This window comes from Stenotrophomonas sp. YJH_SMC_120 (assembly GCF_059368675.1).
Genome location: NZ_JCAFRY010000010.1, coordinates 85,599 through 97,843 on the forward strand (window position 1 = coordinate 85,599; position 12,245 = coordinate 97,843).

A 12,245-nucleotide genomic window follows, 5' to 3' on the forward strand; every position below is an offset into this window, starting at 1 on the left:
GCTACACCGTGGACGTCAACGCCAAGGAGAATCACGAGCACTTCATGGGCTGCATGGGCGGCGCAGGCTGGATACAGAAGACCTTCTGGTTTGGCCGCAGATGATCATCGTCGGGCGCCCTGGTCGCTGGGAATGACCATCATCCACGCATGGCGTGGATCTACCGGACGTGCCGGGAAAGTGTCAGGGGCGGGGAGGCATGGGTTCGCGGGGGTGTCCGCGGCATGGATGCCGCGGCCAAGCCTCCAGGGATGGATTCACGGCGTCCCCCGCTAACCCATGCCTCTCCGCCAAACCCTCAACCCAGCTGTTGCTCTGGAAGTTGCTCCGGCTCCGGCGGGTGCAGGGCCGCAGGCCCTGCAATCCCTTTACTTCACCCGCAGGCGGCTGTGCCTGAAGCCGTAGCAGAAATAGATCACGAAACCGACGAACGTCCACACCCCCATCAGCATCCAGTTGTGCATCGTCATCGCCGACAGCAGGGCAAGGCAACTCAGCACGCCCAGGCTGCAGATCAGCCACGCCATCGGCATGCGGAACGGCCGCGGCAGGTCCGGCTGGGTGCGGCGCAGGATCAGCACGCCGGCGCACACGGCCGCGAATGCGATCAGTGTGCCCATCGAGGTCAGCTCGCCCAGGATGTCCAGCGGGAACAGCGCCGCCAGCAAGGCGATGCCGATGCCGGTGATCACGGTGTTGATGTGCGGAGTGCGGTACTTCGGGTGGATCCTGGTAAACACCGGCGGCAGCAGGCCGTCGCGACCCATGATCATGAAGATGCGCGGCTGGCCGATGATCATCACCAGCACCACCGAGGACAGGCCGACCAGCGCGCCGACCTCGACCACCCAGCGCAGCCAGCCCAGCTGCGGATGCGCGGCCACGGCAGTCACCACCGGCTCGTCGGTGCCGAGCAGCTGGAACGGCACCAGGCCGGTCATCACCGCGGCCATCGCGATGTAGAGCACGGTGCAGATCACCAGCGACAGCATCATGCCGAACGGCATGTCACGCTGCGGATTCTTCGATTCCTGCGCCGCCACCGACACCGCTTCGAAACCGATGTAGGCGAAGAACACCATCGCCGCGCCACGCAGCACGCCTTCCATGCCGTACTTGCCGGGGCCTTCGTTGGCCGGGATGAAGGGCGTCCAGTTGCTGGTGTCCACGTACTTCCAGCCGACCACGATGACCAGCAGGATCAGGCCGGTCTTCAGCACGACCATTGCCATGTTCATCGCCGAGGACTTGCTGATGCCGACGTAGCACAGCCAGGTCAGCAGCAGTACCAGCGCAGCGGCCGGCAGGTTGGCGATCGCGCCGGTGGGGCGCAGCTGTGCATCGAGCGGGGCACTGACCAGCGCCGCCGGTAGATGGATGTCGAACTGGCTGAGCAGGCTGAGGAAATAGCCGGTCCAGCTGACCGCGACCGCCGAGGCGGACACGCCGTATTCGAGCACCAGCATCCAGCCGATGAACCAGGCCGAGAGCTCGCCGAAGGTGGCGTAGGTGTAGGTGTAGGCGCTGCCGGAGACCGGCACCATCGAGGCGAACTCGGCATAGGCCAGTGCGCAGAAGGCGCAGCAGATGGCGGCCAGTACGAAGGACAGCATGATGGCCGGGCCGGCGTGGTTGGCGGCGGCCTGGCCGGTGATGACGAAGATGCCGCCGCCGATCACCGCGCCGATACCGAGGGCGGTCAGGCCCCAGGGGCCGAGGTGGCGGCGCAGGCTCAGGCCGTTGGCGTCTTCATGGGCGGCATGCGGGTGCTTGGTGGCCCACAGTTGCTTGAACATGTGTGGTGGTCTTGTCGAAGCGCGCCACGGGCGGCGCGCGGGGAAAACGGACGGGCCGGCGCGAGGCCGGCCCGTAGGCGGATCAGGGCGACTTGGCCAGCTTGCTGTTACGGATGCCGTAGCCCAGGTAGATCAGCAGGCCGAGCAGCGTCCAGCCAACGAACAGATGCCAATGCACCACGAACGCCTGCCAGAACAGGAACAGGCAGGTGGCAGCGCCGAGCGGGCAGATGATCCAGACCATCGGCACGCGGAACGGGCGGTGCAGGTCCGGCTTGGTATAGCGCAGCACCAGCACGCCGACGCAGACGGTGGCGAAGGCCAGCAGGGTGCCCATCGAGACGAGTTCGCCGAGCACGTTCAGTGGCACCAGGCCGGCCAGCGCGGCAGCGATCACGCCGACCACGATGGTGGCGACGTACGGGGTGCGGAAGCGGGCGTGGACCTTGCCGAAGAACTTCGGCAGCAGGCCGTCGCGGGAGATGGTGTAGGCGATGCGGGTCTGGCCCATCATCATCACCAGCACCACCGAGGACAGGCCGGCGATGGCGCCGATTTCCACGAACGTCTTCAGCCAGGACAGGGTCGGGTAGGGCTCCAGGGCGGTCGCCACCGGCTTGTCGGTGCCCAGCAGGTGGTACGGCATCATGCCGGTCAGCACCGCGCAGACGATGATGTAGACGATGGTGCACACCGCCAGCGAGCCGAGCAGGCCGATCGGCATGTTGCGCTGTGGGTCCTTGGTTTCACCGGCGGCGGTGGAGACCGCGTCGAAGCCGATGTAGGCGAAGAACACGATGGTGGCCGCGCGGAAGATGCCGCTCCAGCCGAACTCACCCGGCACGCCGGTGTTTTCCGGGATGAACGGCTGCCAGTTGGCCGGGTCGATATGGGCCGCGCCGATGCCGATGAACAGGCAGATGACGGTGACCTTGATCGCCACGATGATGGCGTTGACGAAGGCCGACTGGGTCACGCCCACGTACAGCAGGCCGGACACCGCCGCCACGATCAGCACCGCCGGCAGGTTGAACAGCTTGCCGGAGGAGACGAACTCGCTGCCGGTCCAGGCGATGGGCGCGGCGCTGAGCAGGTCCGGGAACGGCATGTGCAGGGTGGTGGTGATGAAGCTGATCAGGTACGCCGACCAGCCCACCGCGACCGAGGCCGAGGCGAACAGGTACTCCAGCACCAGGCACCAGCCGATGAACCAGGCCATGCCTTCGCCCAAGGTGGCGTAGGAGTACGAGTAGGCACTGCCGGAGACCGGCATCATCGCCGCGAACTCGGCGTAGCACAGGCCCGCCAGGGCACAGGCGAAACCGGCCAGCACGAACGAAAGCATCACCGCCGGGCCGGCATGGTTGGCCGCCGCCTGGCCGGTCAGCACGAAGATACCAGCGCCGATCACCGCACCCACGCCAAGCAGGATGAGGTGTTTAGCCGTGAGGGTCCGTTTCAACGTGGCTTCGCCGTCCAGGCTGCCTTCGATGGGTTCGCCGGCATCGACGTGCCCGGCCGGTTCAACCGGCTTGACCCTCAACAGAGCTTTCAGCATGCAGTACTTCCTAGTGATCGGATGGGGTGGGCCGCCGATACGTTGCCGGCAACCCTGGAATGGTGAAGGCCGCGCGAACGGCCCGCTGTACCTTAGCCAAAGCTGAAGCCAACGCACAAGCGCAATCGCAGCAATGAACGGCGATAATGAGCAGTATTTTTCCAGACCGCCCCCATTCATGCGCCAGACCGCCGAAACCCTTGCCGTGCTTGACGATCGCCTGCGTGGCCTGCTGCGGGACTATGCCCGCCGTGAGCCTGCCCACGACGCACTGGCTGCCGAATTCGGCACATTGCTGGACGATCCGGAAGATCCGTTCCGGCGCGAACGGCTGGCCGGGCACTTCACCGCCAGCTGCTGGCTGGTCAGTGCCGATGGCCAGCGCCTGCTGCTGACCCACCATCGCAAGCTGCAGCGCTGGCTGCAGCTGGGCGGCCACGCCGACGGCGACCGCGACCTGGCCCAGGTGGCGCTGAAGGAAGCCGAGGAGGAGTCCGGCCTGAGCGGCCTGGTGCTGGAAGACCCGGCCATCTTCGATCTGGACAAGCACTGGATTCCTGAGCGCAAGAACGTGCCGGGGCACTGGCACTACGACGTGCGTTTCGTGATCCGGGCGCTGGGGGGCGAAGCCTTCGTGCTCAGCGAGGAGTCACTTGACCTGGCATGGCGGCCGGTGACCGAAGTCGTGTCCGATCCGGAATCGGACGAGTCCATGCAGCGCATGGCGCGCCGGTGGCTGGCACGTTGAGGTAAAAAGGGGACGGAGGGGATTAAGTCGTTTATAGCGCATGTGCCGCAAACGACTTAATCCCCTCCGTCCCCTTTTTTCAATACAGGATGCGCGTCCGCAGCGTGCCCGGAATCGCGGCCAACTCGTCGCGCACGGCGGCGGCCTGTTCCTCGCTGGCGGTAATGTCGATCACCACGTAACCCACCTTCGGGTCGGTGCGCAGGAACTGGCCGTCGATGTTGACGTTGTGGCGCGAGAAGATCTCGTTGACCTTGGACAGCACGCCCGGCACGTTCTGGTGGATGTGCAGCAGGCGCAGGCTGTCTTCGTGTTCGGGCAGGGTCACTTCCGGGAAGTTGACCGCCGACAGGGTGCTGCCGTTGTCGCTGTAGCGCACCAGCTTGGCCGCCACTTCCACGCCGATGTTGTCCTGCGCCTCCAGCGTGCTGCCGCCCACGTGCGGGGTCAGGATCACGTTGTCGTGGCGGGTCAGCGGCGATTCGAAGATATCGCCATTGCCCTTCGGCTCGACCGGGAACACGTCCAGCGCGGCGCCTCCGACGTGGCCGCTGGCCAGCGCCGCGTCCAGCGCATCGATGTCGACCACGGTGCCGCGCGCGGCGTTGATCAGGTGCGCGCCCTTGCGCATCTTCGCCAGCTCGGTGCTGCCGATCATCCACTGCGTGGCCGGGGTCTCCGGCACGTGCAGGGTGACGATGTCGGCCCGCGCCAGCAGGTCGTCCAGGCTGGCCGCAGCACGCGCATTGCCCAGCGCCAGCTTGGTTTCCACGTCGTGGAAGATCACCTGCATGCCCAGCGATTCGGCCAGCACGCCGACCTGGGTGCCGATGTGGCCATAGCCGATGATGCCCAGGGTCTTGCCACGCACCTCATGGCTGCCGCTGGCCGACTTCGACCAGCCGCCGCGATGGCACTCGGCATTCTTCTGCGGAATGCCACGGGTCAGCATGATCGCCTCGGCAATCACCAGCTCGGCCACGCTGCGGGTGTTGGAATAGGGCGCGTTGAACACCGGGATGCCGGCCAGCTCGGCCGCGTCCAGGTCGACCTGGTTGGTGCCGATGCAGAAGCAGCCCACCGCGATCAGGCGCTTGGCCTCGGCCAGCACCTCGGCGCTGAGCTGGGTGCGCGAACGGATGCCGACGATGTGCGCCTCGGCGATGCGCGCCTTCAGTTCGTCCTCGGGCAGTGCCTTGGTGTGCGCCTCGATCTGGCTGTAGCCGGCGGCGCTGAACACCTCCACGGCGGTCTGGCTGACCCCCTCCAGCAACAGCACGCGGATATCCTGCTTGGGGAACGAGGTCTTCTTCGGCGACATGGGGCGACACGGCCAGTGGGACAGGGGCTGACCACTATGCCAGATCGCAACGCCCATGGTGCAGTGCGCAATTGGTTGCATCCGTAGCTATCTGCACGGCTGCGGGGCTGGACGCTGGCGCGTGCCGCTGGCACGCTTGCCCGTTCTTCACGCACCGCGCTGGACCGTCATGACCGATTCCCGCATTGCCTCGCTGCAGCAGGCCTGTCCCGGCCTGAAGCTGAAGACCGACCCGGCCGACCTGGAGCACTACGGGCGCGACTGGACCCGGCGCTGGACGCCGGCGCCGCTGGCGATCGCACTGCCGGCCACGGTCGAGGAAGTGCAGGCGGTGATGCGCTGGAGTGCGGGCGAGGGCGTGGCCGTGGTGCCGTCCGGCGGCCGTACCGGCCTCTCCGGTGGCGCGGTGGCTGCCAACGGCGAGCTGGTGCTCAGCCTGGAACGGATGAACAAGGCGCTGGCCTACGACGCGGTCGATCGCACCCTGGTGGTGCAGGCCGGCATGCCGCTGGAAGCCGTGCACAACGCCGCGCTGGACCACGGCCTGATCTACCCGGTGGATTTCGCCGCGCGTGGTTCCTGCACGATCGGCGGCAACATCGCCACCAATGCCGGTGGCATCCGCGTGATCCGTTACGGCAACACCCGCGAGTGGATCGCCGGGCTGAAGGTGGTCACCGCCAGTGGCGAGTTGCTGGAGCTCAACAAGGGCCTGATCAAGAACTCCAGCGGCTATGACTTCCGCCAGCTGCTGATCGGTTCGGAAGGCACGCTGGGCGTGATCGTCGAAGCGACGGTGAAGCTGACCGATCCGCCGCCGGCCAGCAACGTGATGCTGCTGGCGCTGCCCAGCTTCGAAGTGCTGATGCAGGTATTCGCCGCGTTCCGCGCACGGCTGCAGCTGCAGGCCTTCGAATTCTTCACTGATCGCGCGCTGGAGCACGTGCTGGCGCATGGTGCGCAGGCACCGTTCGACGAGGTGCATCCGTACTACGTGGTCACCGAGTTCGCCGCCAACGACGAAGCGCAGGAAGCGGCGGCGATGGCGGCCTTCGAGGACTGCATGGGCAACGGCTGGGTCAGCGACGGCGTGATCAGTGCCAGCGATGCCCAGGCCGCCCAGTTGTGGCGCCTGCGCGAAGGCATCACCGAATCGCTGGCGCGCTACAAGCCCTACAAGAACGACGTCTCGGTGCGGATCTCGGCGATGCCGGCGTTCCTGGCCGAGACCCAGGCATTGATCGGGCAGGCCTACCCGCACTTCGACGTGGTCTGGTTCGGCCATATCGGTGACGGCAACCTGCACATCAACGTGCTCAAGCCCGATGACACCAGCGACGCCGATTTCGTGGCGCAGTGCGAGCATGTGACCAAGCTGCTGGCGCAGGTGCTGGCCCGGTTCGATGGCAGCATCTCGGCTGAACACGGCATCGGCCTGGTCAAGAAGGGCTACCTGGACAGCACCCGCGGCCCGGCCGAGATCGCCCTGATGAAGGCGGTCAAACGCGCGTTCGATCCCCAAGCGCGGCTGAATCCCGGCAAGCTGTTCGACGTTTGAGCCGGGCAAATCCTTCACGCACCCGTTACGCTCCACGCTTCCTCACAACCGGCTTCGAACCGATGACCCGTCCGCTTCTGCTGCTCGCCCTGCTGTCCCTGCCGCTGGCCGGCTTCGCTTCCAGCTTCGCCGGCACCTCGGCCGGTTCCGCCACCGGTGCATCGTCGGGCTCTTCGGCCAGCAGCTCGGGCGACGACAAGGTGGTGCAGGCTGCACGCGACGATGCCGCTGCGTTCGTCGCCAGCGATGGCCAGATCCGTGGCGCCCGCCTGCAGGCCGCACTGGTCCACCTGCGTGAGCAGAGCGCTGCCGCACAGCAGCAGAGCGACCTGGAACTGGCCCGCGCGCTGCTGGCGCGTTGATCCCGGGTAGTGCCGGCCGCTGGCTGGCAACGCCATGACATCTGCACGGAACGCAGCCAGGCATGGCCTGGCTCTACTGCTGGCCGTTCCGGCCGCACATGCCAGCAGCGACCTGCGCCTGGATCCGGAAGGGCTGAGCCCTGCACAGCAGCAGGTGGCGATGCAGACCCTGGCCGACGTGCAGTCCCTGCTGCCAGATGGCCTGCTGCGCGCACTGCCAGCACACGTGCAGGTGCGCTGGAGCGACCACCTGCCGGCCGATGTGCACGGTCGCGCTTTCGCCGGCCGCATCGACCTGCGTCGCGAGCTGCTGGATGATGCCGTGCCCGGCGCACGCCGTGCACGACGCAGCGCGCTGGTGCATGAACTGACCCATGTTGCAGACCGTAGCGGCGCGAACTGGTCGCGCAGTGCGCGCTGGCGCGACCTGGCCGGATGGCAGCGCAAGCCCTGGCATCTTGGCCGTGGTGGCAACGACTTCCGTGACCGTAGTCCGGATGCCTATGAACTGAAGGATCCGGCCGAGTACCTGGCAGTGAACGCCGAGCATTTCGTGCTCGACAGCGAGTTTGCCTGCCGGCGCCCGGCGCTGGCGCAGTGGTACCAGGCGCATTTCGGAACCCCGCCATCGCTGCCGCAGTCGCACTGCGCGGCCACGTTGCCATTGCTGCAGGCCGAATCGGAAGAGGGTGCGGCATCGCTGCTGCAGCTCGATCCTTCGCGCGTCTACGCCGTGGACTACCTGTTCGCCGAAGGCAGTGCGCAGCCGATGAGCCGCTGGGGGCACAGCATGCTGCGGCTGGTGATCTGCCGGCCGGGCCGTGCGCCGGGGCCGGACTGCCGCCTGGACCTGGAGTACCACCGCGTACTGTCGTTCCGCGCATTCGTAGGTGATGTGCAGATTTCCAACTGGCGTGGCCTGACCGGCGGCTATCCCTCGCGCCTGTTCGTGCTGCCGCTGCAGCAGGTGGTGGACGAGTACACCAAGGTGGAACTGCGTGGGTTGCAGTCGCTGCCATTGCAGTTGTCATCCGGCGAGATCGCCGGCCTGCTCGAGCGCACTGCACAGGTGCACTGGAGCTATGACGGGCGCTATTACTTCGTCAGCAACAACTGCGCGGTGGAAACCGCAAAGCTGCTGCAGGCGGGTGTGCCGCGCCTGGGGGAGGCCGGGCTGGCCCAGCTGAGTCCGCGCGGGTTGAAGCGTCGGCTGTCCCGGCTGCATGTGCTGGACGAGCAGGTGCTGACGGACCGCAATGCAGCGCAGGCGCAGGGCTACTACTTTGCCTCGGCGCGCGATCACTATCAGCAGTTGTTCGCGGTGGCGAGCTCACAGCTGGGGCTGCCGGTGCGCGATGTGCGCGCCTGGCTGAAGCTGCCCGCGCATCAGCGTGCGCCCTGGCTGCTGCAGGGCGACCTGCGCGCCAGCGCCGGCCTGCTGTTGCTGGAACAGGCCGCGCAGCGGCGCGCCGAACTGCGCGCGCGCGATGTGCTGAAACGGCGCCTGCTGGCGGCACCGGACAGTGCCGAGACGCGCGGCCTGCGCCAGCTGCTGGAGCAGGGTGGGCAATGGCTGCGCCCGGGTACGCTGCTGGTCGACGATGGCTACGGATTGCCGCTTGCCGATGAGCAGGCGGTGCTGGCCGAAGCGGTTGCCACTGCCAGCGCAGAGGCGGTGCCGGCCTGGCAGGCGCTGCGCGTGCAGCTGCGCCAGCAGTTGCCGGCGGGCCAGCGCAACGAGATGGATGCGATCGATGCCAACCTCGCCGCGCTCGGCGCACGCCTGCGGGAACAGGCAGCCACGCCCGCTACTGGCGCGGAAGCTCGATGACGAAGCGGCTGCCGCCGGCGCTGCCGGGCGTGCAGTAGACGCGGCCGCCATGTGCATCGGCGATGGCCTTGACCACCGCCAGGCCCAGCCCGCTGCCGCCGCCCTGGCGGGAGCGCGAGCCGTCGGCGCGCATGAACGGAGTGAAGATGTCGGTGTGAAGTTCCGGGTCGATGCCCGGGCCTTCGTCCTCGATCGCCACCTGCACGTGTCCGGGCGTGTCGTGCACGGCAATCCGCACCTTGCCCGGGCTGGCGTAGCGGCGCGCATTCTCCAGCAGTGCCAGCAGGGCCTGGCGCAAGCGTGTCGGGTCACAGTGCGCGTTGTGTTCCTCGCGGCTGGTTTCCAGCTCCAGTACGAAGCCGGCGGCGCGGAACTGCGGGTCGACCAGGGTCATCACCGAATGCACTTCGGCCACCACGTCGGTGCGCGCGCGGCGTACGTCCAACCGCGCGTTGTCGGACAGGCTCAACACGCGCAGATCCTCGATCAGGCGTGAGAGGCCTTCGACCTGTGCCAGCAGGCTGCGGAACTGGGATTCGTCTGGCTGGAACACACCCTCGGCCAGCCCCTGCAGGCGACCACGCAGGATCGTCACCGGAGTCCGCAGTTCATGGGCAATGGCCGCATGCCACATCGCGCGCTCGCTCTCCATGTGCTGCAGGCGGCGCGCCATCGCATTGAAATCCTCGACCAGGGTGGCCACTTCGCCGGGCGAGTTTTCCTGGGCGCTGGCGCGCGCACCGAGGTCGCCGCCGGCAAGCGCGCGCACGCTGTCGACCAGCGAATTCAACGGCGACAGGATGCGGTGGGCAAGGCGGAACGAGGCGGCGATGGCCAGTGCCAGGCCGGTCAGGATCACCCCGACCATCCATGCCAGCTCCGGCCCGGTCGGCAGCCAGCTTTCCGGCTCTTCGGCACTGCCGGGGAAGAACTCGACCAGCACCGCGTACAGCAGCCACGATGACAGGATCATCATCACGATGACGCCGATCACCATCAGCGACATCGAGACGATGATGTGGCGACTGAGCCCGGAGCGGCGCAGGCGGGCCATCAGCGGTCGGCCATCAACCGGTAGCCGACACCGCGCACGCTGGCCGGAACATTGACCATGCCCACTTCATCCAGCTTGCGGCGCAGCTTGCTGACATGGCTGTCGACCGTGCGCTCCAGCGCCTCGCTTTCCGGCAGGCATTCGTGCATCAGTTCGCTGCGGCTGAAGATGCGGGTCGGCGCCAGCGCCATGCAGTGCAGCAGCTTGAACTCGGTGAGGGTGAGCAGCACTTCGTGGCTGTAGCCGTCGCCTTCCACATGCACGGCATGGGTGGCCGAGTCGATCAGCAACGGGCCCGCGCGCAGTGCGGTCGGTGCGTCCACCCGCGAGCCACGCAGCGTACGCCGCAGCACGGCGCGCACGCGCGCTGCCACTTCGGCCGGATTGAATGGCTTGACCACGTAGTCGTCGGCGCCCATGCGCAGCGCAGTCAGCTTGTCCAGGTCCTGGTCCAGCGCGGTCAGCATGATCACCGGCGTTTCGCCGCGCTGGCGCAGCTGGGTCAGTACGCTCCAGCCATCCAGCCGCGGCAGTTGTACGTCGAGCAGGACCAGGTCGGGGCGGGCGCTGCGGTGCAGGTCCAGTGCACTGTGGCCATCGGCGGCACGCAGGGTGCGTAGTCCTTCGCGTTCCAGGTAGGCGGTAAGAATATCGGCGATCTCGGCCTCATCCTCGACGATCAGGACGAGGGCGGCGAGGGCAGGGGAGGCATGCATGCAGGGGCGGGGCCTTAAGGTGCTTGCCTCCATCGTATCTCCACAGTTCCTCCATCGAAACCCCATCATCGCCCCGCAGACTGCACGCTTCAGAACCTATCAGCCGCCCGCGCGGCATTGTGCACAGCAATGAGAACCTTCAGGACTCCGGTCGCGTTGATCGCGGCCCTCGCCCTGGCCATGACGGCCTGCTCCGCCCCCGAAGCCACGCCCGAAGCGGCACCGCGCGTCAGCGTGGTCACTGTCGGCCCGCAGGTCGTGCAGCGCGATGACGAACTGCCCGGCCGCGTGGCCGCCGTACGCACCGCACAGATCCGTGCCCAGGTGGGCGGCATCGTGCAGCGCCGGCTGTTTGAGCAGGGTGCGGAAGTGCGCGCCGGCCAGGCCCTGTTCCAGATCGATCCGGCGGCGTTCCGTGCCGATGTCGACTCCGCACTGGCCGCGCTGCAGCGCAGTGAGGCAGCCCTGGGCCGCAGCCGCGTGCAGTCGCAGCGCCTGCATGCGCTGGCGGCCGCGCAGGCGGTCAGCCAGCAGCACCGCGACGATGCCAGTGCCGAGTACGAACAGGCCCGTGCCGCGGTGAACGAGGCGCGCGCGATCCTGGCGCGCCGCCAGCTCGACCTGCGCTATGCAACGGTCAGTGCACCGATTGCCGGCCGCATCGACCAGGCGCTGGTGACCGAAGGTGCACTGGTCGGCGTGGCCGATGCCGAGCCGATGGCGGTGGTGCAGCAGATCGACCAGGTCTACGTCGATGTGCGCCAGCCAGCGGCGCAGCTGGAGTCGCTGCAACGCAATGCCGGTGGCGGCGAGCTGCCGGTGACGATCATCGGTGCGGCCGGCAAGCCGCTGCCCGAACGTGGCCAGATGCTGTTCTCCGGTATCAATGTCGATGCGCGCACCGGTGATGTGATCCTGCGCATCCTGGTCGACAACCCGCAGCGCCAGCTGCTGCCCGGCATGTACGTGCGCGCGAAGGTGCCGCGGGGTGCGCCGGCCAGCGCACTGACCGTGCCGCAGCAGGCCGTGCTGCGCAGTGCCGGTGGCCAGGCCTATGCCTGGGTGATCGCTGGCGATGGCAAGGCGGTGATCCGCACGCTGGAAGTGGACGGTAGTGTCGATCGCCAATGGCTGGTGCGCACCGGCTTGAAGGTGGGCGAAAAGGTGGTGGTCGAAGGCCAGGAACGCCTGCAGGAAGGCGTGGTGGTCGATGCGCGCGACTGGCAGATGCCGGTCGCCAGCGCCGGCGCGGTGCAGGCCGGCAGCAAGGGCTGAGCCTCTACCGGGCCGGTCCCTCCAGG

Annotated in this window: 10 protein-coding genes; 5 read left to right on the forward strand and 5 right to left on the reverse strand. The window is 67.4% G+C overall.

Annotated features, from left to right (window positions below; all coding sequences use genetic code 11):
- Positions 1-368: 368 nt before the first annotated feature.
- Together AC5P60_RS13335 and AC5P60_RS13340 are read right to left on the reverse strand one after the other, a co-directional pair.
- Complete coding sequence (locus AC5P60_RS13335) at positions 369-1,796, reverse strand: amino acid permease (protein WP_049407148.1); 1,428 nt, start codon at positions 1,794-1,796, stop codon at positions 369-371.
- A gap of 82 nt (positions 1,797-1,878) precedes the next feature.
- Positions 1,879-3,354 (reverse strand): amino acid permease, encoded by a 1,476-nt coding sequence (locus AC5P60_RS13340; RefSeq protein WP_005409456.1) that lies wholly within the window; start codon positions 3,352-3,354, stop codon positions 1,879-1,881.
- A gap of 133 nt (positions 3,355-3,487) precedes the next feature.
- Here AC5P60_RS13340 and AC5P60_RS13345 point away from each other — a divergent pair, with 133 nt between their 5' ends.
- Positions 3,488-4,102, forward strand: coding sequence for an NUDIX hydrolase (locus AC5P60_RS13345; RefSeq protein ID WP_483692742.1), 615 nt, complete (start codon positions 3,488-3,490; stop codon positions 4,100-4,102).
- Between the two features lie 79 nt (positions 4,103-4,181).
- Here AC5P60_RS13345 and serA read toward each other — a convergent pair whose 3' ends face one another.
- Positions 4,182-5,423: a phosphoglycerate dehydrogenase gene (serA, locus tag AC5P60_RS13350; RefSeq protein ID WP_033833465.1), complete on the reverse strand. Its 1,242-nt coding sequence runs from the start codon at positions 5,421-5,423 to the stop codon at positions 4,182-4,184.
- A gap of 169 nt (positions 5,424-5,592) precedes the next feature.
- On the opposite strand from serA, the gene AC5P60_RS13355 reads away from it, so the two are divergent.
- From AC5P60_RS13355 to AC5P60_RS13365, 3 genes are all read left to right on the forward strand, one after another.
- Positions 5,593-6,981: an FAD-binding oxidoreductase gene (locus AC5P60_RS13355; protein ID WP_024958330.1), complete on the forward strand. Its 1,389-nt coding sequence runs from the start codon at positions 5,593-5,595 to the stop codon at positions 6,979-6,981.
- Positions 6,982-7,043: 62 nt separating this feature from the next.
- Positions 7,044-7,343: a DUF2388 domain-containing protein gene (locus AC5P60_RS13360; protein ID WP_005413193.1), complete on the forward strand. Its 300-nt coding sequence runs from the start codon at positions 7,044-7,046 to the stop codon at positions 7,341-7,343.
- Between the two features lie 34 nt (positions 7,344-7,377).
- A complete protein-coding gene (locus AC5P60_RS13365; RefSeq protein WP_483692741.1) occupies positions 7,378-9,174 on the forward strand; it encodes a DUF7844 domain-containing protein in 1,797 nt (598 codons plus the stop codon).
- Here AC5P60_RS13365 and AC5P60_RS13370 read toward each other — a convergent pair.
- Together AC5P60_RS13370 and AC5P60_RS13375 are read right to left on the reverse strand one after the other, a co-directional pair.
- Positions 9,152-10,228: an ATP-binding protein gene (locus tag AC5P60_RS13370; protein ID WP_005409462.1), complete on the reverse strand. Its 1,077-nt coding sequence runs from the start codon at positions 10,226-10,228 to the stop codon at positions 9,152-9,154. The two genes, AC5P60_RS13365 and AC5P60_RS13370, sit on opposite strands and share 23 nt — an antisense overlap.
- On the reverse strand, positions 10,228-10,944 hold the full coding sequence (locus AC5P60_RS13375) for a response regulator (protein WP_005413196.1): 717 nt from the start codon (positions 10,942-10,944) through the stop codon (positions 10,228-10,230). The genes AC5P60_RS13370 and AC5P60_RS13375 overlap by 1 nt, the downstream gene beginning before the upstream one ends.
- A 129-nt stretch (positions 10,945-11,073) precedes the next feature.
- Between AC5P60_RS13375 and AC5P60_RS13380 the strand changes: the two genes are divergently transcribed.
- Positions 11,074-12,219: an efflux RND transporter periplasmic adaptor subunit gene (locus tag AC5P60_RS13380; protein ID WP_164227427.1), complete on the forward strand. Its 1,146-nt coding sequence runs from the start codon at positions 11,074-11,076 to the stop codon at positions 12,217-12,219.
- The last annotated feature ends 26 nt before the right edge of the window (positions 12,220-12,245 follow it).

Excerpts from the sequence above, each read along its gene's own strand:
- AC5P60_RS13335 (WP_049407148.1), bottom strand. The coding sequence starts at position 1,796 with ATGTTCAAGCAACTGTGGGCCACCAAGCACCCGCATGCCGCCCATGAA.
- AC5P60_RS13340 (WP_005409456.1), bottom strand. The coding sequence starts at position 3,354 with ATGCTGAAAGCTCTGTTGAGGGTCAAGCCGGTTGAACCGGCCGGGCAC.
- AC5P60_RS13345 (WP_483692742.1), top strand. The coding sequence starts at position 3,488 with ATGAACGGCGATAATGAGCAGTATTTTTCCAGACCGCCCCCATTCATG.
- serA (WP_033833465.1), bottom strand. The coding sequence starts at position 5,423 with ATGTCGCCGAAGAAGACCTCGTTCCCCAAGCAGGATATCCGCGTGCTG.
- AC5P60_RS13355 (WP_024958330.1), top strand. The coding sequence starts at position 5,593 with ATGACCGATTCCCGCATTGCCTCGCTGCAGCAGGCCTGTCCCGGCCTG.
- AC5P60_RS13360 (WP_005413193.1), top strand. The coding sequence starts at position 7,044 with ATGACCCGTCCGCTTCTGCTGCTCGCCCTGCTGTCCCTGCCGCTGGCC.
- AC5P60_RS13365 (WP_483692741.1), top strand. The coding sequence starts at position 7,378 with ATGACATCTGCACGGAACGCAGCCAGGCATGGCCTGGCTCTACTGCTG.
- AC5P60_RS13370 (WP_005409462.1), bottom strand. The coding sequence starts at position 10,228 with ATGGCCCGCCTGCGCCGCTCCGGGCTCAGTCGCCACATCATCGTCTCG.
- AC5P60_RS13375 (WP_005413196.1), bottom strand. The coding sequence starts at position 10,944 with ATGCATGCCTCCCCTGCCCTCGCCGCCCTCGTCCTGATCGTCGAGGAT.
- AC5P60_RS13380 (WP_164227427.1), top strand. The coding sequence starts at position 11,074 with ATGAGAACCTTCAGGACTCCGGTCGCGTTGATCGCGGCCCTCGCCCTG.